Source organism: Pseudomonas sp. GG8, from assembly GCF_052976945.1.
Map to the genome: position 1 here is coordinate 443,325 of NZ_JBRIIP010000001.1, position 25,165 is coordinate 468,489.

General features: G+C 56.0%; 20 protein-coding genes and 1 pseudogene. 11 read left to right on the forward strand and 10 right to left on the reverse strand.

Features of this window, described 5'->3' with window-relative positions:
• Positions 1 to 118 precede the first annotated feature (118 nt).
• Entirely contained in the window at positions 119 to 496 is a 378-nt protein-coding gene (mvaT, locus tag ACVBEG_RS02195; protein WP_322181685.1) for a histone-like nucleoid-structuring protein MvaT, read from the reverse strand.
• A gap of 362 nt (positions 497 to 858) precedes the next feature.
• On the opposite strand from mvaT, the gene purU reads away from it, so the two are divergent.
• A complete protein-coding gene (purU, locus tag ACVBEG_RS02200; protein WP_322181683.1) occupies positions 859 to 1,710 on the forward strand; it encodes a formyltetrahydrofolate deformylase in 852 nt (283 codons plus the stop codon).
• A gap of 101 nt (positions 1,711 to 1,811) precedes the next feature.
• Positions 1,812 to 1,994, forward strand: a complete 183-nt coding sequence (locus ACVBEG_RS02205) for a hypothetical protein (RefSeq protein ID WP_322181681.1) — start codon at positions 1,812 to 1,814, stop codon at positions 1,992 to 1,994.
• Here the strand turns inward: ACVBEG_RS02205 and ACVBEG_RS02210 are convergent, their stop codons facing one another.
• From ACVBEG_RS02210 to ACVBEG_RS02230, 5 genes are all read right to left on the reverse strand, one after another.
• Positions 1,995 to 2,990 carry a lysylphosphatidylglycerol synthase transmembrane domain-containing protein gene (locus tag ACVBEG_RS02210; protein WP_322181678.1) on the reverse strand — a complete coding sequence of 332 codons (996 nt, stop codon included), beginning with the start codon at positions 2,988 to 2,990 and terminating at the stop codon, positions 1,995 to 1,997.
• Positions 2,987 to 3,757 carry a DUF2334 domain-containing protein gene (locus tag ACVBEG_RS02215; RefSeq protein WP_447107310.1) on the reverse strand — a complete coding sequence of 257 codons (771 nt, stop codon included), beginning with the start codon at positions 3,755 to 3,757 and terminating at the stop codon, positions 2,987 to 2,989. The genes ACVBEG_RS02210 and ACVBEG_RS02215 overlap by 4 nt, the downstream gene beginning before the upstream one ends.
• Positions 3,750 to 4,862, reverse strand: coding sequence for a glycosyltransferase family 4 protein (locus ACVBEG_RS02220; protein WP_322217882.1), 1,113 nt, complete (start codon positions 4,860 to 4,862; stop codon positions 3,750 to 3,752). The genes ACVBEG_RS02215 and ACVBEG_RS02220 overlap by 8 nt, the downstream gene beginning before the upstream one ends.
• A 194-nt stretch (positions 4,863 to 5,056) precedes the next feature.
• The gene (locus ACVBEG_RS02225) at positions 5,057 to 6,529 is read right to left on the reverse strand and encodes an inorganic phosphate transporter (RefSeq protein ID WP_322181673.1); all 1,473 of its coding nucleotides are present in this window, start codon (positions 6,527 to 6,529) and stop codon (positions 5,057 to 5,059) included.
• Between the two features lie 240 nt (positions 6,530 to 6,769).
• Positions 6,770 to 6,967, reverse strand: a complete 198-nt coding sequence (locus ACVBEG_RS02230) for a hypothetical protein (RefSeq protein WP_219062180.1) — start codon at positions 6,965 to 6,967, stop codon at positions 6,770 to 6,772.
• Positions 6,968 to 7,869: 902 nt separating this feature from the next.
• Here ACVBEG_RS02230 and pcaR point away from each other — a divergent pair.
• From pcaR to pcaD, 6 genes are all read left to right on the forward strand, one after another.
• Positions 7,870 to 8,712 (forward strand): pca regulon transcriptional regulator PcaR, encoded by an 843-nt coding sequence (gene pcaR, locus ACVBEG_RS02235; RefSeq protein WP_219062179.1) that lies wholly within the window; start codon positions 7,870 to 7,872, stop codon positions 8,710 to 8,712.
• A 207-nt stretch (positions 8,713 to 8,919) separates the two neighbouring features.
• On the forward strand, positions 8,920 to 9,777 hold the full coding sequence (locus tag ACVBEG_RS02240) for a CoA transferase subunit A (RefSeq protein ID WP_322181670.1): 858 nt from the start codon (positions 8,920 to 8,922) through the stop codon (positions 9,775 to 9,777).
• A complete protein-coding gene (locus tag ACVBEG_RS02245) occupies positions 9,778 to 10,557 on the forward strand; it encodes a CoA-transferase subunit beta (RefSeq protein WP_322181668.1) in 780 nt (259 codons plus the stop codon). It begins immediately after the preceding gene.
• Positions 10,554 to 11,759, forward strand: coding sequence for a 3-oxoadipyl-CoA thiolase (gene pcaF, locus ACVBEG_RS02250; protein ID WP_322217880.1), 1,206 nt, complete (start codon positions 10,554 to 10,556; stop codon positions 11,757 to 11,759). The genes ACVBEG_RS02245 and pcaF overlap by 4 nt, the downstream gene beginning before the upstream one ends.
• Positions 11,760 to 11,897: 138 nt before the next feature.
• On the forward strand, positions 11,898 to 13,211 hold the full coding sequence (locus tag ACVBEG_RS02255; protein WP_323566325.1) for an MFS family transporter: 1,314 nt from the start codon (positions 11,898 to 11,900) through the stop codon (positions 13,209 to 13,211).
• A gap of 75 nt (positions 13,212 to 13,286) precedes the next feature.
• On the forward strand, positions 13,287 to 14,075 hold the full coding sequence (pcaD, locus tag ACVBEG_RS02260; RefSeq protein ID WP_322181663.1) for a 3-oxoadipate enol-lactonase: 789 nt from the start codon (positions 13,287 to 13,289) through the stop codon (positions 14,073 to 14,075).
• Between the two features lie 76 nt (positions 14,076 to 14,151).
• Here pcaD and adeC read toward each other — a convergent pair whose 3' ends face one another.
• Genes adeC through ACVBEG_RS02275 form a run of 3 tightly spaced genes read right to left on the reverse strand, consistent with a single transcriptional unit; the run spans position 14,152 to position 19,913 of the window.
• Positions 14,152 to 15,612 (reverse strand): AdeC/AdeK/OprM family multidrug efflux complex outer membrane factor, encoded by a 1,461-nt coding sequence (gene adeC, locus ACVBEG_RS02265; protein ID WP_447107311.1) that lies wholly within the window; start codon positions 15,610 to 15,612, stop codon positions 14,152 to 14,154.
• Positions 15,609 to 18,749 carry an efflux RND transporter permease subunit gene (locus tag ACVBEG_RS02270; protein WP_447107312.1) on the reverse strand — a complete coding sequence of 1,047 codons (3,141 nt, stop codon included), beginning with the start codon at positions 18,747 to 18,749 and terminating at the stop codon, positions 15,609 to 15,611. The genes adeC and ACVBEG_RS02270 overlap by 4 nt, the downstream gene beginning before the upstream one ends.
• 3 nt (positions 18,750 to 18,752) lie before the next feature.
• A complete protein-coding gene (locus ACVBEG_RS02275; RefSeq protein WP_447107313.1) occupies positions 18,753 to 19,913 on the reverse strand; it encodes an efflux RND transporter periplasmic adaptor subunit in 1,161 nt (386 codons plus the stop codon).
• A 250-nt stretch (positions 19,914 to 20,163) separates the two neighbouring features.
• On the opposite strand from ACVBEG_RS02275, the gene ACVBEG_RS02280 reads away from it, so the two are divergent.
• The gene (locus tag ACVBEG_RS02280) at positions 20,164 to 20,796 is read left to right on the forward strand and encodes a TetR family transcriptional regulator (protein WP_322181655.1); all 633 of its coding nucleotides are present in this window, start codon (positions 20,164 to 20,166) and stop codon (positions 20,794 to 20,796) included.
• A 200-nt stretch (positions 20,797 to 20,996) separates the two neighbouring features.
• On the opposite strand, the pseudogene ACVBEG_RS02285 reads toward ACVBEG_RS02280, so the two are convergent.
• Positions 20,997 to 21,236, reverse strand: a pseudogene (locus ACVBEG_RS02285) (recombinase family protein); the annotation flags it as partial.
• A gap of 170 nt (positions 21,237 to 21,406) precedes the next feature.
• Between ACVBEG_RS02285 and ACVBEG_RS02290 the strand changes: the two are divergent.
• A complete protein-coding gene (locus tag ACVBEG_RS02290) occupies positions 21,407 to 23,479 on the forward strand; it encodes a hypothetical protein (RefSeq protein WP_443696339.1) in 2,073 nt (690 codons plus the stop codon).
• Between the two features lie 372 nt (positions 23,480 to 23,851).
• The gene (locus tag ACVBEG_RS02295; RefSeq protein ID WP_322181648.1) at positions 23,852 to 24,982 is read left to right on the forward strand and encodes a DUF3396 domain-containing protein; all 1,131 of its coding nucleotides are present in this window, start codon (positions 23,852 to 23,854) and stop codon (positions 24,980 to 24,982) included.
• Positions 24,983 to 25,165 lie beyond the last annotated feature (183 nt).

Consider the following 25,165-nt stretch of genomic DNA (forward strand, 5'->3'; position numbering starts at 1 on the left):
CTGGTTGGGGGAGGGACATTTTCTGTAATGCGTGGCAGGCCATAAACGGCAGATAATAAAAAACGCCAGCAAGCTGGCGTTTTTTTATGAGCCGTCATTGCTGACGACCGGTGTTCACTTAGCCCAGCAGAGTTGCCCAGCCTTCAACTACATCACCGCCCCACTTGGCTTTCCACTCTTTCAGAGTCTTGTGGTTGCCGCCTTTGGTTTCAATGACTTCGCCGTTGTGCGGGTTCTTGTACTGCTTGACCTTGCGCGCACGCTTGGTGCCGGTAGTCTTCACGGCGCCGCGAGGAGTCTTGCTAACTTTGGACTCTGGATCAAGCAAGGCGATGATGTCGCGCAGCGATTTTTGATATTCGCCCATCAGGGTGCGCAGCTTGCCTTCAAATTCAAGCTCAGTTTGCAGTTTGTCGTCTTGCGACAGACTTTTCAAACGGGCTTGCAGTTCTTTGATGGCTTCTTCTGTGGCACGGTATTCGTTGATCAGGGACATGAAGGGGTACCTTATGTTCAGAGGGTGGCAGGGACGCAGTGATGCAATAATAGTCAGACAGTTTGATCAAGTAAACACTAAAGAAAAGTTTTAGGGCAATTATTTATAAAATAGGCCCTGCGCAACAGTGCGACGACATTAGATGTTGTACCGTGGGGCGCTGAAGGATATCGCCATAATGGCCCTTTCTAATGCAGGGCATTAGTCGGTGCTGAGTAGGCAGCTATCATGGAAAGCGGCGCTGCCTGAGGACGCGGGCCCCAATGACCTCGGCGGTTTCAGACTCGGCGAGAGGAGTACTGCAGTTTCTCTGCGTAATCGCTAGAATGGCGGCCTTTGCGAAGTTCTGGAGTTTTTCCCTCATGCGCACTTTTCGGCTGGTGATTGCTTGCCCGGACCGCGTCGGCATCGTTGCTAAAGTCAGTAACTTTTTGGCCGCCTATAATGGCTGGATTACCGAGGCGAGCCATCACTCGGACAATCTCAGTGGTTGGTTCTTTATGCGTCACGAGATTCGTGCCGACACAGTCCCCCTGGAACTTGAAGAATTTCGCAAGGCGTTCACGCCGATTGCCGAAGAGTTCTCCATGGACTGGCGCGTCACGGACTCGGCGCAGAAAAAGCGCGTGGTGTTGATGGCCAGTCGTGAATCGCACTGTCTGGCAGATCTTCTACACCGCTGGCACACCGATGAACTGGACTGCGAAATCGCCTGCGTGATTTCCAACCATGAAGACCTGCGCAGCATGGTCGAGTGGCATAACATCCCTTATTACCATGTTCCGGTGGACTCAAAGGACAAGGAGCCGGCGTTTGCCGAAGTCTCGCGTCTGGTCAAGCACCATGAGGCGGACGTAGTCGTGCTGGCGCGTTACATGCAAATTCTGCCGCCGCAATTGTGCCGTGAATATGCGCATCGGGTGATCAACATCCACCACAGCTTCCTACCGTCGTTCGTGGGGGCCAAGCCCTACCACCAGGCTTCGCTACGTGGCGTGAAGCTGATTGGTGCGACCTGTCACTACGTGACTGAAGAACTCGACGCGGGGCCGATCATCGAGCAGGACGTGGTACGCGTCAGCCACCGTGACAGCATCGAAAATATGGTGCGCTTCGGTCGCGACGTGGAAAAGATGGTGTTGGCTCGCGGGCTTCGTTACCACCTGGAAGATCGGGTACTGGTGCATCACAACAAGACGGTCGTGTTCGACTAGTCTCAAGTACCTGGCTTACTGCCATTCGCGAATAAATCCGCTCTCACACAGGTTTGCTGTGGGGTGAGTTTATTCGCGAAGGCATAGCGATGGAGGCGAAGATGACCGATCCACTCGACAAAGCCACATCGAGAGCACCGCCCACGCTTGGCGAGGGCTGCCTGAGTCGTTATGACCCGGAGGCGCTGGGTCTGGAGGACGGTGCGGACTTCAACGGTGCCGCCGAGCTTTGGCGGCAATTGCAGCAAGCGCCTGAGGCGCCAACGGGCACACCGAAAAAATAATCAGGCGTGTTTGAGGCGTATCAGCTTGTTCAGCAACGGTCGTCCGACCAATAGTAAAAACACCGGCCCACCGGCGATCAAGTAGAAGTAGTACGTCACCGCCCGCCAGATCAGGATCGCCGCAGCTGCCGTGGACTTACCCACCATGGGGGCCAGCAGTGCCGCCGATGTCAGTTCTGCAGCGCCTGCGCCACCCGGCAACAGGCTCAGTTGCCCCGCACTCAGTGACAGCATTTGAATCAGAAAACTCCAGGCCCACGCTATGTCCACGCCCAAACCATGCAAGGCGAGATACAACACGCTGTAACGCAAGCCCCAATGCAGGCAGGTCAGCACGAACACCTGCGCCAGTTTTTGCCGAGGCATCTTCAGCGTGTCGACAAACGCATCACGAAAATGCAGCAGTTTGCGTGCCCAGTGCCGACGAGTCGTGGCACTGGTGTTGACGCGTTTGAGCAGGCCCCCGTTGAGTTTGATGATCTGCCGATGGTAGCGGGCGAAGCCGATGCCCAGGCACAATCCGCCAAGCATCAGAATCACACTCAGGCTGAGCATCCACTCCAGCTTCTGACTGAGTTCGTGAAACAGTGCATACAGCAGAATGCCAAGCAGGGCACACAGGAAGAACAGCAGATCACTGAGTTGGTCAGTGGCGAAGACCGCGCTGCTTTTAGCCGGGCGTATGCCATTGCGCGACAGCAATGTCATTAATGTCAGTGGCCCGCCACTGCCGCCCGGCGTTGCGCAAATCGCGAACTCGGTGGCTATGACCACCCCGAGGCTTTTCAGCGGACTTAGCCCGCCCACGCTGTCACCCAGCAATAGACGCAAGCGTAGCGAGTTCAGGCCCCAGCACGCGGCGATCATGCCAAGCATTCCCAATAGCAGGTCCAGAGGGAAGCTGCGCAGGCGCAGGAACATCTCACTGCCACCCAACACAAGCGGAATCAGGAGGGCGGCGAGCAGCCCTGCCAATAACCAGGCAAGTCGTTTCACGCGGCTGACCTCATGGCTGGATGCTGTGTGGCAAGCCAGTGTGCCTTGGTCATGGGCGTACGGCCGCTCTGGATCAGTCGTTGCAGGATTTGTAGCCAGTAGCGGCGGGCATACTCATGGCGCATGTCGACCGGGTGTAAGCCCAATCGAATGGTCGATGCCGCCTGAAACCTGTGTTCGAGGTGCCCGCTGAGGATTTTCGACACGCCGCGACGACAAGGGCTGCGGGCACTCCAGACAATGCCCGGCGCTTCAATCCGGGCGAAGTCCGGCAGCCGATACAAATGCTGAGCATCGCTGGTGTAGTGCAGAGGCAAGCTGCGCAAGGCGTCTCGCGTGCCCTCACTCATCAGCCAGGCGGGGGCAATGAACCCATGGAGCGGCCAGCCTAAGCGCTGAAATAATTCGATTCCGGCATGCAGTCGTACCAACGCCTCATCCCGGTCCAGAGCATAAAACTCGCCTTCCCACGTGAAAATGCGCCGCATGAAATAGTCGCGCGGTGTGCGCGGCGGCGGGCTATCGTCGCAATGGTAGTAGCCATGCAGCGCCAGTTCATCGCCGTGGGCAATACGAGTTTCCAGCACGCGCTGAAAGTGATTGTCAGTGCTTACCGCATTGCGTTTATGAAAGTCGGGAACCACTAACAGAGTCATTGGGATATTGCCCAAAGCGTCTATGGCTTGAACAAATGGCTGGTAATCGGTCCAGGTTTCGGGCGCCACATCATGAAGCACCAACAATACGCTACGTTCGATGTCAGCCATGAGCGAGCACCGGTAAGCGGCTGCCCAGGACAGCTTGATAGTGTTCAAGCAGGCCCTCGACCACAGTGTCCCACGCGTATCGCTGTTCTACGTGCTGTCGCGCCTGGTAGCCTTTTTGCACGCTGTTGTGGCTGAATAATTCTCGTACGGCGCTGGCCATTGACAATGGATTGTTCGGCTCGCAGAGCAGGCCGCACGCTTCAGGGACGATTTCGGAAAAGGCGCCAGCAGCCACAGCAATGACGGGAATGCCGCTGGCCATGGCTTCGAGAATCACCAGGCCAAAGGTTTCCTGATCGCCTGCATGCAGTAAGGCGTCGGCGCTGGCCAACAAACGGGCGATTTCGCTGGCGGGGCAGAAATGACCGATGACCGACACATTGTCCGGAACTGCATCTGGCATGTGCGAGCCGACCAACAACAGGTGATAGCCAGCGCCCAGTCGTTTCATGCAGTCGAGCAGCACGGGCAGGTTTTTTTCACGCGATCCGCGTCCGGCGAAAATCAGCAAACGGGTGTCTTCGTTGAGGCCTAGCTCGGCTTTAAGGCATGGATCGCGAAGGGTTGGTGTAAATGTCACAAGGTCCACGCCCAGCGGTTGCATGTGCACATTCTCGACGCCCAATCGGATCAACTTGTCGGCCATGATGGTGCTGGGCGCCAAGACCCGGTCGAAATTGTTATACAACTTGCTGACGTAGGTCTCGACATTAGTGCCGAGCCAATTACCGATGCGATTACTGACCAGCAGTGGTAAATCCGAGTGATAGAAACCAATGACCGGTACATCCAGTTGGCGACGCGCGTCCAGTGCGGCCCATGCGGTTAAATAGGGATCGCCGACTTCGATCACGTCGGGCTGCAGATCTTTCAGGACATTGCGCCACGGTGCGAGGCGGAGAGGGAAGCGATAGCCGTTACCGAAGGGCAGGGCCGGCGCCGGTACCTTATAAATGCCGTCTTTGTGGCTCAGGCTGGCGCCGGGGATCAAGAGGCTGTGACGAACGCCTGAATAACGTCCCAAACGACGATGTTTTGCATCTAGATAAGTGCGCACGCCACCGCTGGCTGGTGCGTAGAACATGGTCATGTCAGCGATATGCACGGCAATCCCTCCGCAGCGTGGTTGTTCCTAAGGTTGACCACTGAGAAGAATAGATGTTCGGTGCAAAAAGGTGAGGCGCTGGTGTGGCAGCACCAAAATTAAACGTTCGGTGCTACTTTGTTTGATCGCTGAGAATCCAGGCTGACAGGCCAAAAAAAAGCGCCGAACAGGGCGCTTTTCTTGAGTCTTACTGTTTAAGCCAACACTTTTGACGCCACCCAGAACAAGCCAGCCGACAGTGCGATGGTCGCTGGCAGGGTCAAGACCCAGGCCAGGATAATGGCGCGCACCGTGCCGCCTTGCAAACCGCTTTTGTTTGCGACCATGGTCCCGGCAACGCCAGAGGACAGGATATGGGTGGTCGAAACCGGCAGACTGAAAACGTTAGCCAGGCCGATCGCGCAGGTGGTGGTGATCTGTGCCGACATGCCTTGGGCATAGGTCATGCCTTGCTTGCCGATTTTTTCACCTATGGTCAGTACCACGCGTTTCCAGCCAATCATGGTGCCCAGGCCCAACGCTAGGGCGACGGCAAGAATGACCCAGAACGGCGCATATTCAGTGGTCGCCGTCAGGTCCTTGCGCAGCTTCTCAAGGTCGGATTTTTCACGAGGTGCCAAGTTGGAAAGTTTGCCGACTTTTCGGGCAGTGTCATCCATGCAGAGCAGGTAGCGACGCACTTCGATGCGGCTTTCAGTCGACAGAGCGTGATAATCGACGACACCTTTAAGCGTGCTGAGCAGGGCGTTGATGGTCGGCTCGGTTTGCGTCGGGTTACAGCTGAAGCGCTCCGGCAAGTCGCCATCCTTCGATTTGCCCAAGGCCAGGAACTCACTCAGGGTGTCGGTGTTGCGCTGATAGAACTGGCTCAGGTGCAGGGTTGCATCCCGGGTCCGTTCGATCTGATAGGTGGTGCTGCTCAGGTCGAGAACGAACTGGCTTGGTACGATACCAATCAAGACCAACATGATCAGGCCGATACCCTTCTGACCGTCGTTGGAGCCGTGTACGAAACTGACGGTCATGGCGGAAACCACCAATACCAGACGGTTCCAGAAAGGCGGGTGTTTTTTGTCATCGATCTTGCGGCGCTGCTCCGGCGTTTTGTGCATCTTGGACAGCGGGCGCCACCATCTCAGAATGAGCAACACCAAACCGGCAACGATGAAGCCTGCCAGCGGCGAAAAGATCAGCGACGCACCGATGTCGATCGCTTTTTGCCAGTTCACGCCGTCGGCCAGCGGAATGCCGGTAATCAATGCGTTGGCGAGCCCGACTCCCAGAATAGAGCCGATCAGAGTGTGCGAGCTGGATGCCGGAATCCCGAAATACCAGGTGCCGAGGTTCCAGGTAATCGCCGCCGCGAGCAGCGAGAACACCATGGCCAGGCCATGGCCGGTGTTTACGTTGATCAGCAGTTCGACGGGCAGCAAGTGGACGATGGCGTAGGCCACTCCTACACCGCCCAGCAATACACCCAGAAAGTTGAACAAACCGGAAAAGAATACGGCCAGGTTGGGCGGCATGGCTTTGGTGTAGATGACAGTAGCTACCGCGTTAGCGGTGTCATGAAAGCCGTTGATGAACTCGAACGTGAGAACGAAGGCCAGGGCAAGCAGCAAGCTCACAAGCACCCAAGCATCTAGCCCGCTGAATAAATCGATCATGAAAATCTTCTGACCCGGTCGTAAGGGGGCGCGATTATGCCAGAAAACCCTATAAATCGATGCACTTGCTGCTCATTGGTTACATCATTAAACGAAATGGATGGCCACAGCTACCGCCCCAAAGGGCTGTCGGGAAGACAGCCTTTGGTTCAAAGTTGCCTCAAACCTCAGTAAAAACGAGCTCTGCGCCCATCAAGAAGGTGGCGCACCGTAAACCGCTACTGATTTTATCCGCAAAGGCTAAGGTTCTTCCTTGAGGTCTTTTTCCATTTTTTGCAGTTCTTGCTTGAACGCCTGATCGAGAAGGCTGGCTCTTTTGCGCCAAGGCTTACGTTCGGGCTCTGGTTGTGCGGCGTAGGTGGTGACTTCCCCGCCGTATACATCCTTGTAACGTTGTTCCTGGCGCTCAAGTTCCACGCGCAGTTCATCTTTCGTCACAGTGTTACCTAATAATGTCGAGATTAATTCCGGTGACAGCGCAGAGCGCGGGAAGTGCTTACACCGGCGATGTCCAGTCTGTCGGGCCGTTTAAACAGTCGGACATTCCTTTACACACTACGTGTAAATACCTTCTTGCTGCTCGCGGCTACGGGCACCAGAAAAAACAGCTGTCGTAGCAACAGATATGGATTACAAGCGCGGTGGCTATCAATGGCTCGGTATCTCATCCGCGGACTGTCTGGATCGTGCACCGGGTCAGTGCAGGGTCCATGTGACTGGATCCACGCTTAGCGCGCTGGAGTTTCAATCACTGCGGGGCATTATAGCCAGGCAACCGAAGAACACTATCTCCAAGATGTTCGGTGCCGTCAACTTTATGTGCGCGATTGTTACGATATGTCTTCCATCAGTACTCTTTTTCTGTACGACAGTTCTGAAGTTTAGACAGCGATTGAATACCACTACAACTTCATGCCCGGGCCACAGACTGTTTCCAATTGAGGATGATCAGTAGGGGCACGGGTATAAGCCACGGTTTTTGTGGCACAGCGCGCAGGGGCAGACAGGGCGCATCAGAAACAATAGCGCAGCGGTTCTTCCGTGGTGCCGGAAGAGGCTGCGTATCGGGTAGCGTTGCGCTCGTGTACGGCGCTGAAAGAAAACGGCCTCGCTTCGTGGGCAAGGCCGTACCAATGGACTTCTCGTGGGTACCTGACCAGTATTTCCAAGAAGCCACTTAAGCGGCGAGTGAAAGGTATAAGGATAAAGGCGATGGGTCAATTGCGATTATCGGTCATTGGTTCGATAATCGCCCGAGACGGGCCCGATGAATTCCTTAGTGAAACGTTGTGAAGGGCTTTGTATCCGGCCTGAAAAGGCGTCGATAGGCGGTGTTTGGGATGAACGATCAACTGCGCAACTCATTTGCCTCGCTGGCGCCGCCGATTGTGGCGTCACCGGCCAAGCGGATTCAGGCGCTGACCGGCGACCCGGATTTCATGACGTCCCTGGCCAGAGGTTTGGCGGTGATCCATGCCTTTCAGGAGCGTAAGCGTCAATTGACGATTGCCCAGATCAGCCATCGCACGGAAATCCCCCGCGCGGCGGTACGCCGTTGCCTGCATACGTTGATCAAGCTGGGCTACGCCACCAGTGATGGCCGGACCTACTCGCTGTTGCCTAAAGTGCTGACGTTGGGGCATGCCTATCTATCATCGACGCCGCTTGCGATCTCGGCCCAGCCTTATCTGGACCGCATGAGCGATCAATTGCATGAGGCCTGCAACATGGCGACCCTCGAAGGCGACGATATTCTGTATATAGCCCGCTCGGCCACGACCCAGCGATTGATCTCGGTGGACCTCTCGGTGGGCGGACGGTTACCCGCCTATTGCACGTCCATGGGGCGCATTCTGTTGGCTGCGCTGGACGATGTTTCGCTCGGTGAATACCTCGATCACGTCGACCTGCAACCTAAAACCAGTCGCACGTTATCGACACCCGAGGACTTGTTGGAATGCCTGCAGCAGGTTCGCCAGCAGGGCTGGTGCATCGTTGACCAGGAACTCGAGCAAGGCCTGCGCTCGATTGCCGTCCCTGTATATGACGCCTCCGGCCAAGTGTTGGCCGCACTCAACGTCAGCACCAGCGCTGGACGCGTGGCCCGCAGTGAATTGGAGCAACGCTTTCTGCCGATCATGCTCGATGCCAGCCGCGATTTGAGTACACAGCTATTTACCTGACATTTTGAATACAGGGTGCCTGTTCGATCTCTTCGCGAAGAGCGGGCACTTTCAGCCTTCAGTCGCCTTCTTTAATTTGTGCGATTAACGAACGGTTAGTCGATTATCGGATTGTTTGCCCCTTCGCTCAGGCATAACCTGATTCGCATTCCAGCGCAGCTCACTTGCGCTATTTATTGATTGTGATGCGAGATCGGGAGCAACTCCATGGCTGAAATTCTTTCTCTGCACGATGCCGTGAAGCAATTCGTCAACGATGGCGACATCGTTGCACTGGAAGGCTTCACCCATCTGATACCCACTGCTGCGGGCCACGAAATCATTCGTCAGGGTAAAAAAGACCTGACGTTGGTGCGCATGACCCCCGACTTGATCTATGACCAATTGATCGGTGCCGGCTGTGCGAAAAAACTGATTTTCTCGTGGGGCGGCAACCCTGGTGTTGGCTCCTTGCATCGCTTGCGTGACGCGGTCGAGAAACAGTGGCCGCATGCGATGGAAATCGAAGAACACAGCCACGCGGACCTTGCCAACGCCTATGTTGCAGGTGCGTCCGGGCTGCCTTTCGCGGTGCTACGGGCTTACGCCGGTTCCGACCTGCCCAAGGTCAACCCGATGATCAAAACGGTCACCTGCCCCTTCACCGGTGAAGTGCTGGCGGCGGTCCCTGCTATACGCCCGGACATCACCGTGATCCATGCGCAGAAAGCCGACCGTAAAGGCAACGTGCTGCTGTGGGGCATTCTGGGTGTGCAAAAAGAAGCGGCACTGGCGGCCAAGCGTTGCATCGTCACGGTTGAGGAGATCGTTGATGACCTCAAGGCCCCGATGAACGCTTGCGTACTGCCGACCTGGGCCCTGAGCGCCGTCTGCCTGGTCCCCGGTGGTGCGCATCCATCCTATGCCCATGGTTACTACGAGCGTGATAACCGCTTCTATCAAGCCTGGGACGCTATTGCCCGCGACCGTGACAGCTTCACTGCGTGGATTGCCGACTATATCCACGGCACCGCTGATTTCAATGAATTCAAAGCCCGGTTGGCTAGCGTTTCGGAGGCTCAATAAATGACGTACACCACCAATGAAATGATGACTGTCGCTGCAGCCCGTCGTTTGAAGAACGGCTCGGTCTGCTTCGTCGGCATCGGTCTGCCTTCCAAGGCCGCTAACCTGGCCCGCCTGACGTCCTCGCCGGATGTGGTGCTGATTTACGAATCCGGCCCGATCGGCGCCAAGCCGAACGTGCTGCCACTGTCGATTGGCGACGGCGAACTGGCGGAAACCGCCGACACTGTTGTCTCCACCGGTGAAATTTTTCGCTACTGGTTGCAAGGTGGCCGGGTCGACGTCGGTTTTCTGGGTGCCGCTCAGGTTGACCGCTTCGGCAACATCAACACCACCGTGGTGGGCGACTATCACAATCCGAAGGTCCGCTTGCCGGGAGCTGGCGGTGCGCCGGAGATTGCCGGTTCCGCGAAGCAGGTGTTGATCATCCTCAAGCAATCGGCGCGGGCGTTCGTCAACAAGCTCGACTTCATCACGTCTGTCGGTCACGGCGAAGGCGGGGATTCACGCAAGAGACTCGGTTTGCCCGGTGCCGGTCCGGTGGGGATCATCACCGATCTGTGCATCATGGAACCTGAAGCCGGTACCCATGAGTTCGTGGTCACGACCCTGCATCCAGGCGTGACTCGCGAGCAAGTCATCGCCGCCACCGGTTGGGAATTGCGCTTTGCCGAGAATGTCGTGTACTCGGCTGAACCTACCGAAACAGAATTGACCGCTTTGCGTGATCTGGAAGCGCGTACCGCCATCGCTCATGGTCAGGCACCGGGAGAAGCATGATGCGTGACGTTTATATCTGTGATGCGATTCGTACACCGATTGGCCGTTTTGGCGGTGGCCTGTCGACGGTGCGTGCCGATGACTTGGCTGCACTGCCGATCAAAGCGCTGATGGAGCGTAACCCGTCGGTGAACTGGGACGAGGTCGATGAAGTGTTTTTCGGCTGCGCGAATCAGGCCGGTGAAGACAACCGCAATGTGGCGCGTATGGCCGCTTTGTTGGCGGGCCTGCCGCAGAGCATTCCCGGGGTGACCCTCAACCGTCTTTGCGCCTCGGGCATGGACGCGGTCGGTACAGCCTTCCGCGCCATCGCCAGCGGTGAGATGGAGCTGGCGATTGCTGGCGGTGTTGAGTCGATGTCCCGCGCGCCTTTCGTCATGGGCAAGGCTGATGCCGCGTTTTCGCGCAACATGAAACTGGAAGACACCACCATTGGCTGGCGCTTCATCAACCCATTGATGAAGGCTCAGTACGGCGTCGATGCCATGCCGCAGACCGGCGACAACGTCGCTGATGACTATAAGATTTCTCGTGCTGATCAGGATGCTTTCGCCCTTCGCAGCCAACAGCGCACGGCCGTGGCTCAGGCCGCAGGCTATTTCGCTGAAGAAATCGTGCCGGTGCGTGTTACGCATAAAAAAGGCGAAACCATTGTCGCGCACGATGAACACCCTCGTGCCGATACCAGCCTGGAAACCCTGAGCAAGCTTAAACCGGTCAACGGGGCAGACAAGACCGTCACCGCTGGCAATGCTTCAGGCGTCAATGATGGCGCGGCAGCCATGATTCTGGCCTCTGCCGATGCCGTGAAAAAGCATGGTTTGACCGCCCGGGCTCGGGTGTTGGGGATGGCCAGCGCGGCAGTCGCTCCGCGCGTGATGGGCATTGGTCCGGTGCCTGCAGTTCGCAAACTGGTCGAGCGTCTTGGCTTGGCCGTGACTGATTTCGATGTGATCGAACTCAACGAAGCCTTCGCCAGCCAAGGCCTGGCTGTGTTGCGTGAACTGGGTCTCGCCGACGATGCTCCGCAGGTCAATCCCAACGGTGGGGCGATTGCGTTGGGTCATCCTTTGGGCATGAGTGGCGCACGTCTGATCCTGACGGCCCTGCATCAGCTGGAAAAAACCGGTGGCCGGAAAGGGCTCGCGACCATGTGCGTGGGGGTCGGGCAAGGCTTGGCGTTAGCCATCGAAAGAGTCTGATCACAACGTTTTAAAGCATCCAGGAAAGGACCGCCTCCACAAGAGTCGGACCCTCTTCTGGATGATTGCGTTTTGAGAGGTCAGTTGGTTACAGAATGTGTCTAGAATGGGGTAGTTACCCCTCAGAGTGAACTCCCAATGACAATAACAAGTACCACCGTCTCCGAGCCCGTGCATTACACCGGGGAGGAGCGTCGCAAGCGGATTTTTGCCATTGTCGGTGCCTCTTCGGGCAACTTGGTGGAGTGGTTCGACTTCTACGTCTACGCCTTCTGTGCCATTTATTTCGCGCCGGCCTTTTTCCCTTCCGATGACCCGACCGTGCAGTTGCTTAACACGGCGGGCGTGTTCGCCGCCGGTTTTCTGATGCGTCCGATCGGTGGCTGGCTGTTTGGCCGGGTGGCCGACAAGCATGGCCGCAAGAACTCCATGATGATCTCGGTACTGATGATGTGCGGTGGTTCACTGGTCATCGCCTGCCTGCCGACCTACGGCACGATTGGCGCGTGGGCACCGGCCTTGCTATTGGTCGCCAGGCTGTTCCAGGGGTTGTCCGTGGGTGGCGAATACGGCACCACGGCAACCTACATGAGCGAGGTTGCGCTCAAAGGGCAGCGCGGCTTTTTCGCTTCGTTCCAGTACGTGACCCTGATCGGCGGCCAGTTGCTGGCTGTGTTGACAGTGGTCATCCTGCAGCAGTTTCTCAGTACTGAAGAGCTGCGTGCGTATGGCTGGCGCATCCCGTTCGTGGTTGGCGCCATCGCAGCAGTGATTTCCCTGTTCCTGCGTCGCTCGCTCAAAGAAACCACGACGGCAGAAACGCGTAAGGACAAAGACGCCGGGAGCATGCGGGCGTTGTTCAGGGATCACAAAACGGCCTTTATCACCGTGCTCGGTTACACCGCCGGTGGCTCGCTGATTTTCTACACCTTTACCACCTACATGCAGAAATACCTGGTGAACACCGGGGGCATGGAAGCCAAAACCGCTAGTTACATCATGACCGGCGCGCTGTTCTTTTATATGTGCATGCAACCACTGTTCGGTATGTTGGCGGACAAGATCGGGCGCCGTAACTCGATGCTGTGGTTCGGCGCGCTGGGCACACTGTGTACGGTGCCGATTCTGATGACGCTGAAAACCACGACCAATCCGTTTATGGCGTTTCTCCTGATCACTCTGGCGCTGGCGATTGTCAGCTTCTACACCTCGATCAGCGGTCTGGTAAAAGCCGAGATGTTCCCGCCTCAAGTTCGTGCATTGGGTGTCGGCGTGGCCTATGCCGTGGCCAACGCGATCTTTGGTGGCTCGGCCGAATACGTCGCGCTGAACCTGAAGAATATGGGTATGGAGAGCAACTTCTACTGGTACGTGACCGTCATGATGGCGATCGCTTTCCTGTTCAGCCTGCGCCTGCCGAAACAACCGGCGTTTTTGCATCACGATCATTGATCCATCCGCGCGCGCCCGGAAGGGCGCGCGTCATTTAGATTATGCGTTCATGTAACGTGCCCGAAGGAGGCTGCTGTGGGATTTGTACAACTTGCCGATGGTCAACTGCACTATCAACTTGATGGCCCGAAAGATGTGCCGGTACTGGTCTTGTCCAATTCGTTGGGCACCGACCTGCATATGTGGGACACCCAGTTGCCGACCTTCGGCAAATACTTCCGTGTCCTGCGCTACGACACCCGCGGGCACGGTCGCTCGCTGGTGACGCCGGGCCCCTACAGCATCGAGCAATTGGGTCAAGATGTGCTGGCGTTGCTCGACGGGCTGAAGATTGAACAGGCGCATTTTTGCGGTTTGTCCATGGGCGGCCTGATTGGCCAATGGCTGGGTATCCATGCCAACGAGCGGCTGCACAAGCTGGTGCTATGCAACACCGCGGCTAAGATCGGCGGTCCCGAGACCTGGGATCCGCGAATTGAAACGGTGCTGCGCGATGGCCCGGCGGCTATGGTCGCGTTGCGTGATGCGTCAATCGCACGCTGGTTCACGCCTGAGTACGCCGCCGCCAACCCGGATCAGGCCAAGCGCATTACCGATATGCTCGCGGCGACTTCGCCCGAAGGTTATGCCGCAAACTGCGCCGCCGTGCGCGATGCGGATTTCCGAGAGGATCTGGGGTCGATCAGCGCGCCGACACTGATCATCTCCGGTATCCACGACCCGGTGACGCCGCCTGCGGGTGGGCGTTTTATCCACGACCATATCGATGGCGCCGAGTACGAAGAAGTCCACGCGGCGCACCTGTCCAACGTAGAGGCGGGCGAGGTGTTTACCAGTCGGGTGTTGGCGTTTTTGTTGAGCTGAGCAGGATTGAGGCAACTAGGTTTCAGCCGCTCATAAAAAACCCACCAGACGGTGGGTTTTTTATGGGGTGCTGAAACTAGAACAGTCTGGTTTCAGGCACGTCGCCGGTCGCAGGTTTGGCCTGTCCGGTCTGTTCGTACCAACCGCCACCCAAGGCTTTGTACAGATTGACCTCGCTGACCAGTTGCGAGAGGCGATCAGTGATCAATGACTGTTGCGCACTGAACAGCGAGCGCTGGGCGTCGAGGAACGTCAGGTTGCTGTCGATCCCGATCCGGTAACGACGCTCGGCCAAACGGTAGTAGTCCTGGTTGGCAGCAACCAGATCACGCTGGGCCTTGAGCTGGTCGTTGTAGGTCTGGCGCGAGGCCAGCCCGTCGGAGACTTCCTGGAACGCGGTCTGAATGGTCTTTTCGTAATTGGCGACGCCAATGTCTTTCTGGATTTTGGAGTAATCCAGGCTGGCACGCAGGCTGCCCGCGTTGAAAATCGGCAGATTGATTTTCGGCGAGAACAACCAAGTGCCCGAGCCGCCATTGAACAGCCCGGACAGATCAGGGCTGGCAGTGCCGGCACTGGCTGTCAGGGTGATGCTTGGGAAGAACGCGGCTCGCGCTGCGCCGATGTTGGCGTTGGAGGCCTTGAGCTTATGCTCTGCTTCAAGGATGTCCGGGCGCCGTTGCAGCAAGTCCGACGGCAAGCCCGCCGGCATTTTGCTGAGCAGATCGGCACTGAGCGGCTGGCTTGCAGGCAAGTTGGCCGGGAGGCCGGTGCCCAGCAGCAGCGTCAGGTTGTTCTGGTCTTGAGCGACCAGCCGTTGGTATTGCGCCAGTTTGACACGGGCACCTTCAACCGACGTCCGTGACTGGCTCACGTCCAGCGCAGAAGCGACGCCGACTTCATTGCTGCGGGCGGTGAGCCGGTAGCTCTCTTCGAACGCTTTAAGCGTGTCCTGAGTCAGCTTGAGCTGTTCCTTGTCTGCCTCCCATACCAGGTAGGCATTGGCGACGCTGGACACCAAACTGATCTGCGTGCTGCGGCGAGCTTCCTCGCTGGAGAAGTAAGTCTCCAGCGCTTGCTCGCTGAGGCTGCGTACGCGGCCGAACAGATCCAGCTCATAGGCGCTGATGCCCAGGGTCGCCGAGTATTGACTGTTGATGCCCGCTTTGCCGCTGGTGGACAGGTCGGCCGGAACGCGTTGACGGCTGCCGCTGCCATCGGCCGAAACGGCCGGGAACAGGTCGGCGCGCTGGATGCGATATTGCGCACGGTAGGCGTCGATGTTCAGAGCCGCGACACGCAGGTCGCGGTTGTTGACCAGCGCGGTCTCAATCAGCTGTTGCAGGGCCGGGTCTTGAAAAAACTGACGCCAGCCTTGTTCGGCAGCGGCGACTGCGGCCGATTCAGTTGGCGAATAAGCCGGACCTTGTGGCCATTGCGCCGGCACCGGTGCTGTTGGCTGATTGTAATCGGGGATCAACGAACAGCCGCCAAGAATGAACGCGGTGACTGCCAGAGCGATCAGGGACTTGCTCATTGGCCAGCCTCATCGTGTGGAGTTTCTGTCGGTTTTACCTTGCTTTTGAACAGCGAGGATATTGAAACAAAGAACAATGGCACCCAGAAAATCGCCAGGACCGTGGCTGTAATCATACCGCCGATTACCCCTGTACCGATCGAGTGCTGGCTGCCCGAGCCTGCACCCGTGGAAATCGCCAGCGGGACCACACCGAGGATGAACGCCATGGACGTCATCACGATTGGCCTCAACCGCATGCGGCAGGCTTCAATCGCCGCTTCGGTATAGCTTTTCCCATGCTCATGCAGTTCCTTGGCAAACTCGACGATCAGAATGGCGTTCTTCGCCGACAGACCGACGGTCACCAACAAGCCCACCTGGAAGAATACGTCGTTGGACAAGCCGCGCATGCTGGTGGCTATCAATGCACCGATAACCCCCAGTGGCACCACCAGCATGACCGAGATAGGGATCGACCAGCTTTCATACAAGGCTGCCAGACAGAGGAACACCACCAGCAGCGACAGGGCGTACAGTGCTGGCGCCTGAGAACCGGACAGACGTTCTTCATAGGACAGGCCGGTCCATGAGTAACCGATGCCGGCCGGGAGTTTTTTGATGATGGATTCGACTTCGTCCATGGCCTGCCCGGTGCTATAGCCCGGTGCTGGCACACCCAATATCTCTTCAGCGGTTACGCCGTTGTAACGCGACAGTTTCGGCGAGCCATACACCCACTTGCCACTGGCAAAGGAGGCGAAGGGCACCATCTCACCGATAGCGTTGCGCACATACCACTTCTTCAAGTCTTCAGGTGACATCCGGCTGCCGGCTTCACCCTGAACGTAGACCTTCTTGACCCGGCCGCGGTCGATGAAGTCGTTGACGTAATTGCCACCCAGCGCGATCGACAGCGTGGTGTTGATGTCCAGCATCGTCACACCCAAGGCATTAGCGCGTTCGTCATCGATGACCAGTTGATACTGCGGCTCATCGTTCAGACCGTTGGGGCGCACACCTGCAAGAATCTTGCTTTGGGCGGCCAGACCGAGGAACTGGTTACGGGCCTCCATCAGTTTGGCATGGCCCAGCCCTGCCTGATCCTGCAGGTAAAGGTCGAAACCCGTGGCGTTACCCAGTTCCAGTACCGAGGGTGGAACGACCGCGAACGTCATCGAGTCGCGGAAGCTGAAGAAGTGTGCCTGGGCACGCTTGGCCAGCGCGAACACGCTGTTCTCGGCCGTGCGCTCGTCCCATGGTTTAAGCATGATAAACGCCAGGCCCGAACTTTGGCCGCGACCGGCGAAGTTGAAGCCGTTCACGGTGAACACCGACTTGACCCCTGCGCCTTCCTTATCGAGCAGGTAGCTGCGCATATTGTCGAGTACGGTTTGCGTACGCTCTGAGGATGAGCCCGCGGGTGTCTGCACCTGGGCGAAGATCACGCCCTGGTCTTCTTCTGGCAGGAACGCGCTCGGGATGCTGTTGAACATCCAGACCATCCCGGCAAAGATCAGCGCATAGGCCAGATAAGCCGGAGTTTTGTGCTTGATCATGTTGCCGACGCCGCGCTCGTAACTCAGTACGCTGCGGTCGAAGGTGCGGTTGAACCAGCCGAAAAAACCACGCTTGGGTTGACCGTGTTTTTCGTGGTCAATCGGTTTGAGCAGGGTTGCACACAACGCTGGCGTGAAGATCAGGGCAACCAGCACCGAGAGCGCCATGGCTGAAACGATGGTGATCGAGAACTGTTTGTAAATCACCCCTGTGGAGCCGCCGAAGAACGCCATTGGCAGCAGAACCGCCGACAGTACCAAGGCAATACCGACCAGAGCCCCTTGAATCTGACCCATGGATTTTCGCGTGGCGTCTCTGGGTGACAGTTTTTCTTCGGCCATTACCCGTTCGACGTTCTCCACCACCACAATCGCATCGTCCACCAGCAAGCCGATGGCCAGCACCATGCCGAACATGGTCAGGGTGTTGATGGTAAAGCCCGCCGCCGCGAGGACACCGAACGTACCGAGCAAGACCACGGGCACGGTCATCGTGGTGATGATCGTGGCCCGCAAGTTCTGCAGGAACAGGTACATCACCAGGAACACCAGAACGATGGCTTCGACCAGGGTGTGGATTACACCCGAGATCGATTCAGTGACGACTGGCGTGGTGTCATACGGATACACCGCTTTCATGCCAGGCGGAAAAAAAGGTTCCAGTTGGGCAATCGTGGTGCGGATCGCTTTCGCGGTGTCCAGTGCGTTGGCGCCAGTGGCCAGTTTAATGGCAAGGCCGGAAGCCGCTTTGCCGTTGAACTGGGCACTGACGCTGTAGTTCTCGCCCCCCAGACCGACGCTGGCGACATCTTTCAGGCGTACCTGGGAGCCATCAAGGTTGACCTTGAGTAGGATTTTTTCGAATTGTTCGGCTGTTTGCAGACGGGTTTTGCCAATGATGGTGGCGTTCAGTTGTTGGCCGGGAAGCGCAGGCAGACCACCGATCTGACCCGATGAAACCTGAACGTTCTGTGCCGTGATAGCGGCTTTAACGTCCACCGGGGTCAGCTGGAAGTTGTTCAGCTTGGCCGGGTCCAGCCAGATACGCATGGCGTACTGGGCACCGAAGACCTGAAAGTCACCGACACCGGCGGTCCGTGAGATAGGGTCCTGCATGTTCGACACGATGTAGTTGGCCAAGTCATCCTTGGTCATGCTGCCGTCTTCGGACACCAAACCGACGACCATCAGGAAGTTTTTCACCGCCTTGGTCACACGAATACCTTGCTGCTGCACTTCTTGTGGCAGCAGGGGTGTTGCCAGGTTCAGTTTGTTCTGGACCTGAACCTGCGCGATATCAGGGTTGGTGCCCTGGTTGAACGTCGCAGTGATGGTCATGCTGCCATCGGAGTTACTTTCAGAACCGACATACCGCAGGTTGTCGATACCGTTGAGTTGTTGTTCGATGACCTGAACCACGGTGTCCTGCACGGTCTGTGCGGACGCACCTGGGTAGGTCACCTGGATCGCGATGGCGGGCGGTGCAATGGCCGGGTATTGGTTGATCGGCAGTTTGAGGATCGAGAGTGCCCCGACCAACATGATGATCAGGGCAATTACCCAGGCAAAGATTGGACGGTCGATAAAAAATTTCGACATGAATTACTCCCCTTTACTGCTCGCGGCTTTTTCAGTGGCCGGTGCAGGTGCCGGGTTTGTTGCCTTGACGTTGGTCGCTTCGGCGACCTTCACTTCAGCGCCAGGTTTGACGTACTGCAGACCTTCGGTAATGACACGGTCACCCGGGTTCAGACCGCTTTCGACCAGCCAGTCGTTGCCAACGGTGCGCGAGGCCACAAGGGTGCGCAGTTCTACCTTGTTGTCCTTGTTCACGATCAGCGAGGTCGGCGTGCCTTTCAGGTCACGCGTTACGCCCTGTTGCGGAACCAGAATCGCGGCTTTGTTCACGCCAGACTGCAGTTGAGCATGCACGAACATGCCTGGCAGTAAGGTGTGAGCCGGGTTCGGGAACTTGGCGCGCAAGGTGACGGAGCCTGTGGTCTGATCGACCGAGACTTCCGAGAACTCCAGTTTGCCTTCAAGTGGATAGGGGCTGTTGTCTTCCAGGGTCAACTTGACCTTGGCCGCGTTTTCTCCGGCTTTTTGCAGTTGGCCGCCTTCAAGTTCATGCCGCAGCTTGAGCATGTCGGTCGAAGACTGGACAACGTCGACGTAGATCGGGTCCAGTTGCTGAATCACTGCCATGGCGTTGGTCTGGGCGTTATTGACCAGCGCGCCTTCTGTGACGGCAGAGCGGCCGATACGCCCGGAGATCGGGGCGAGCACTTTGGTGTAGCGCAAGTTGATCTGAGCGGTCTGCAGGGCTGCCTGTGCTTCCAGGGCGGAAGCTTGTGCCGTGTCGTATTCCTGGCGGCTCACCGCCTGCTCGTTCACCAACTGCTTATAACGATCAGCCAGCGATTTTGCCGACTGCAGGGTCGCCTTGGCACTGTTGGCCGTCGCTTCGTAAAGCGCCGGGTCGATCTGGTAAAGCTGCTCGCCAGCCTTGACGTCACCGCCTTGAGTGAACAACCGCTTGAGAATGATGCCGTTGACCTGAGGACGCACTTCAGCAATGCGGTACGCCGTGGTACGGCCCGGCAGCTCAGTGGTCAGGGTATAAGCTTGCGTTTGCAGGGTAACGACACCGACCTGAGGAGGGGGCGGCGCTGGCGCAGCCTCTTGCTTTTTATTGCATCCGCTGAGCAGTGTTGCCAGGGCGACGGCAGTGACCAGAACGGTAACAGCTGGCTTGAATTGCATGAAGATCCTCGGCTCAGGAGCTTGAGTTGCTCAAGAAAGTAAAAAGGTGAAAAAAGGGGTGACTAGATAAGTAGCATGCTAAGGAATATACTTACGTTCATGGTTGTTTGTAAATACCCTGCACTGCGACACTCCAGCACGGCAAGGCATGAAAGTAGGTCCGGGACAAGGCAATACAAAGGCTGCCCGGTGCAGTCGCAGGCCGATTGACGTCATCAGCTTGCGACATTTTGATTGAGGTTTTACTGCCATGGTCCGTCGCACCAAAGAGGAAGCTCAGGAAACCCGAAGCCAGATTCTGGAAGCTGCCGAGAAGGCGTTCTATGAGCGCGGGGTGGCCCGCACCACGCTCGCGGACATTGCCAAGCTTGCGGGTGTGACTCGTGGCGCCATTTATTGGCACTTCAGCAATAAAGCTGATCTGGTGCAGGCGATGCTCGACAGCCTGCATGAGCCGCTCGATGAAATGGCCAAAGCCAGCGAAAGTGAGGACGAAGTTGACCCGCTGGGCTGCATGCGAAAATTGCTGATTCATTTGTTTCATCAAGTTGCACTAGACCCTAAAACCCGTCGCATCAATGAAATTCTGTTTCATAAGTGCGAATTCACCGATGAAATGTGTGACATGCGGCGACAGCGTCAAGCTGCAGCCGTCGACTGCAATGACCGCATCGGGCTGGCCCTGAGCAATGCCGTGCGTAAAAACCAATTGCCTGCCGATCTGAACACCACACGCGCCTCGATCTGTCTGCATGGCTATATTGACGGCATTCTTGGCCAGTGGTTGCTGATCCCGGACAGCTTTGCGCTCTGTAAAGAGGCCGAGCAACTGGTCGATACCGTTCTGGACATGCTTCGCTTGAGCCCCGCTTTGCGTTCTTGAACGGTGCTCAGGCAGCGCTATCCGAACGAATATAACCGGATGGCGCTTGGCCTGTATTTATATCTTCCTGCACGTTGTCGGGATAGTTAGTTTACTAAGTATTTACCTAGGGCCTGTTGCCGTTTCACATGGATAGTCAAAGGAAGGCGTAGGGGATCAAGTCGTCCTGGCTGTCCGGCAGCGCAAGCAGAGCGTCGCGCTCAGTGACCGAGAGTATCGAGCGACGGGCATGTATCAGTTATCCTTGCATAAGTACTGGCAAAGGTTTCCCTACTTATTACCGAGCTCATGGGCCAACTGGGCTTTCTGCTCGCCGGCAGAGGCTCGTTGCCGACGTACGACGGTCTGCTCGTCGGGCAGGTTTTTTTGCGGCCTCGGTAAGCGCCGCGCTGCTTGGTCGGGGCAATGCCCTCGCGCCGTCGCTCGCGAAAGGCGACTCTATTCTTACGGAACAGCATCGCCTTCCCTGACATCCGGTTAGGGTGTACTTCAAACTTGCGTTTTCATGCTCCTGTTCTAAGCTATTAGTGGCCTAAAAATACGCAGTACAGTGATCTGTCTGACCTCTTGCGGATAGGCACTCGCTCACGATAGAAATGGAGCAATACGCATGACTAAGGACCTTGAAAATAATTTCGTGAGCATTAACCAAATAAAAGAAGTCATTGCTCCGGAAGAGTTTGTTAAAACACTTCAAACTCAAGCAGGATATGAGGGCGCGCCTCGGCAAAAAAAAGCTCGAACACGAACTCAAAAGGCAACAGGGCCTGGCCCAGTTCCGTCAGGTACTTTCCAAGTAATTCGTTATGATTATGATTATGGCGATGACGTCTTGGAGCTGCCTGCTAACCCTCCTTTTAAGTCAGAATTTCGCGCGGCGGTGTATCTGCCGAAAGACACCGAAGAAGCTCACCCCGTTGTTATTTTCTTACATGGTCGTCATCACGTGTGCTATTCGGCTACACTTGGTCGCGAACCTAAAATTCAAGCATGGCCCTGTCCGCCCAATAAAGCACCCATCCCCAGTCATGAAGGTTACAGCACGGCAGCAACAGAACTGGCTAGTCATGGTTACGTCGTTGTGTCCCTGTCGGCTAACGCCATTTACGGCATAGGATCAAAGCAACTCCCTAACCTGGAAAGTACATCGCGGGCTCATTTGATTTTAGCTCACCTTGACTTACTCACCGAAGCGAACAAAGGTAATTGCCCAGATCTTCCGCTCCTGAAAGGCAGGCTTGACCTAAACAACATAGGGTTGATGGGGCATTCGCGCGGCGGCGAAGGCGTCGCGCGGACTATCACCCTGAATCGTCTGCTGAAAAGAGGTTATGGTATACCGGCGGCTTTATTATTAGGGGGTACTTCGTATGAAGGTATCAGCGTCCCCGATACCCACACAGCGTTCATTCATCCGTTTTTAGACAGTGACTCCAAAAATTTAAACGGTCAACAATCTTTAGATCTCTCCAGGCTCGCATTCAATGACAATGTATTGCGAAGTTCCGTATTGCTGATGGGCGCCAATCATAACTATTTTAATGAAATATGGTCGCCCGGTTATCCATTGGGAGAGGATGACGCTCTCGCTTGGGGTGATCTGACTGTCCCTCGACTGACACAAGAGGAACAGCGTCTTCTAGGGGCATTTTATATCGCTGGTTTTTTTCGCCTGACGCTCGGAGGTGAGCAGCAATTTTTGCCGTTCTTTGATGGTTCATCTGTAAGTGTACCTCTACTGCCCAAGGCCGAAGTTCGAAGTTCTGCACACGTTCAACGATCAAATACTTATAATGTCCAAAGTTTTGAAACTCTTTACTCTGATGACGCTTCATCTACACCAGGAAAATGGGCCTGGACCATCAGGCTGGGGGAGGGCGAAATAAAAAAACAGGCATCATTCAGCAAGTCAGAGCGCTATACACACCACCTCCATCACAGTTTTTTGAACTTGAAAAATACGATAGCATCATCGCCGGCCAAACTCGAACTCTACCCCCGCGACAATGAAGATCCCGTTGATATCTCACGCTACACGCATTTAAGTTTTTACGTCACTCATCTACTCGAAGAGAATCCTCAAGCGCTCGTAAAGCTTGATATTGCGTTAGGTAATCTCATATTAAACCCGGCTGCAAATCAAATCATGTTGTTGCCTGTCGTTGAAATAGTTCCTGGCGTTGAAACTTTCCTCTTGCAGCAAATTTTAGTGCCTCTCAGTAATTTAAATATTGATTTTTCTCAGCCCGTCAATATGCTCTCCTTTACGCTACCTGAAGGCGGAAATATCTATTTGTCCGACATCGCTTTTATCAGTCCAGCTGCAGTCGATACGCCCTCTTTCACCTCGCTACCTTTCATTGCCGTTGAAGACTCCTACATCGAGTCCAAGGAGACAGTTCAGGACCTGAACATTACGGTCACCCTATCAGAGGCTAGTGCGCTGAGCGTCTCCATGCGCCTGGAAACTGTAATATTTCATATGGTTAAAAAAATGATGAAGCTTGAGGCGCTTATTGTATTTGAGCCAGGGCAGGATAAAGTAATCGTCACGTTCTCGATACCTCCAGGTGCCTTGAGGGGCGAGAATGGACACTCTTCTCTCATTCTCGTGCGAGGACTATCGAATGCTTTATTTCAACGTGACCAAGCAACCTTGTTTGTCACAAATCCCATAAAATAACAATCATGACGGTACAAGGGCCGCCGCTGAAACTAAGGGTGCGGCCTGACCTTTTAGGAACGGTCTGAAGTAAGACCTTCTTTTCACAGCGGCCCCGCGCTAAACGCTTAAAAAAGACGTATTGTTAACATCACGAAAAAATCGGCCTGCATTCATAAATTAGCCGCTTTTCAGAACCCATAACCCCACGGCTCTTTGCGTCCGTTGTCTGGGGCAGCGAAAACGCTGAAAAGTCGCTATTTTTGTAGGACATGAGTAGGACGCTTCTTGAAATGCGTGGCTGATTTCCCAAAGTAATTTTCGCGTATTGCCCCTCTCCGAAAGACCCTTCAGTCTCTGCAGTCAGAAAACTTCAGATTGAGAGGACAGGGCATGTCAGAAATTGTCTCTGATGACGTAAGCCCTTTGGGTCGGCTCAGGTATCAGGCTGCGAGTCTGGCGATCAACTCTGCTGAAGGCGATCCAGTCGTTCGCCTAGGGCTGATTACCACGCTCTACTTCAGGCACGGCCACACACTGGAAACCAAACAGCGGATAGAAGAATGTTTCGTCTGGTTTCGCCAGCAGTTCAAAGCCAGGCTCAAATGGCAGTTCTACAAGCACCTGCGAAAAATGACGCCCAGCAGCTTTGCCGGTTGTCGACGCAAGATTCTCGACAGTTCGCCGGACGAGCAATTTATCTGGTCGATTGGCAGTGGCACGTTGCAAGAAACTGCCGAGTATCGGCTGTTTGTCATGAACACGCCCCGAAGCCAGGCCGACATTGATCGCTCCTGTCTGAAAATGGTCTTGCCGTTGTCCATGCTGCTTGAGCCCGAAGGCGCTCAACGCTATGAGTGCTGGCTTAAATACCTGTGTGATCAGGTCCAGGCAGAGCATGGCTATGGTGGTCTGGCGTGCGTGTTTCCTAATGACGGTCATCACTACTTCCCGTTGGAATACCAACTGGCGCAGAAATATACCGGCCTGATGGTCGATCCCTTGCCGCATATAGACAGCTTGCGCTTGCTCGATCACATCAAAGGGGTGAATTGGTACACGATTATTGGTAACCGCTTTGTCGCGCGGTTGGGCGGCAGCGATGCATTGCGCCGACAGCTCAGCCGTTGCAGTGCCGTCGTTTTTCATGCCTATAACGATGGCTTGATCATCCGCGCCGGCGTCTTGCCGGACCTGGGCAGGCAGGGTGAGGCGTCGCCAGCGGCTTACGTTGATGTGAACGCTGCGCTCAAATCGATACGCGTACAGGACACCGGTTGTCTGCACCCCTATCCCGTGCATGGAGGCTTTAGCGAAGCGTCCACCGCGCGGTGGTATGCGCGCTTCGACGAACAGCCCAAGCCTGCGCTTAACGTGGGTGACCCCTGCACGCACACCGGTTACTGGTTCAGCAACGCCACGGCGCGCTCGCGGCGACTGTTTACCGAAGGTGACGTCATGCCGGCTTTCCCGCACTTGAAGGCTGGGCGGGTTCAATGGTTTTGGGTGGAAGGGGCCAAGTGATAGTGGGCTCAATGACTTTCTGAGGACCAGGGACCGACGCCAGGGGTACCCAAACTCGTCTCGATGAATACTGCGTTATCCCCATCAGCGGTCTACGCTCAGACGACACCGTAAAGCCACGACCCGAAACCTGCGCCGCTGCCCGCGATAACCTTGGGCATGGCGATCTTCGAGGAATAACAA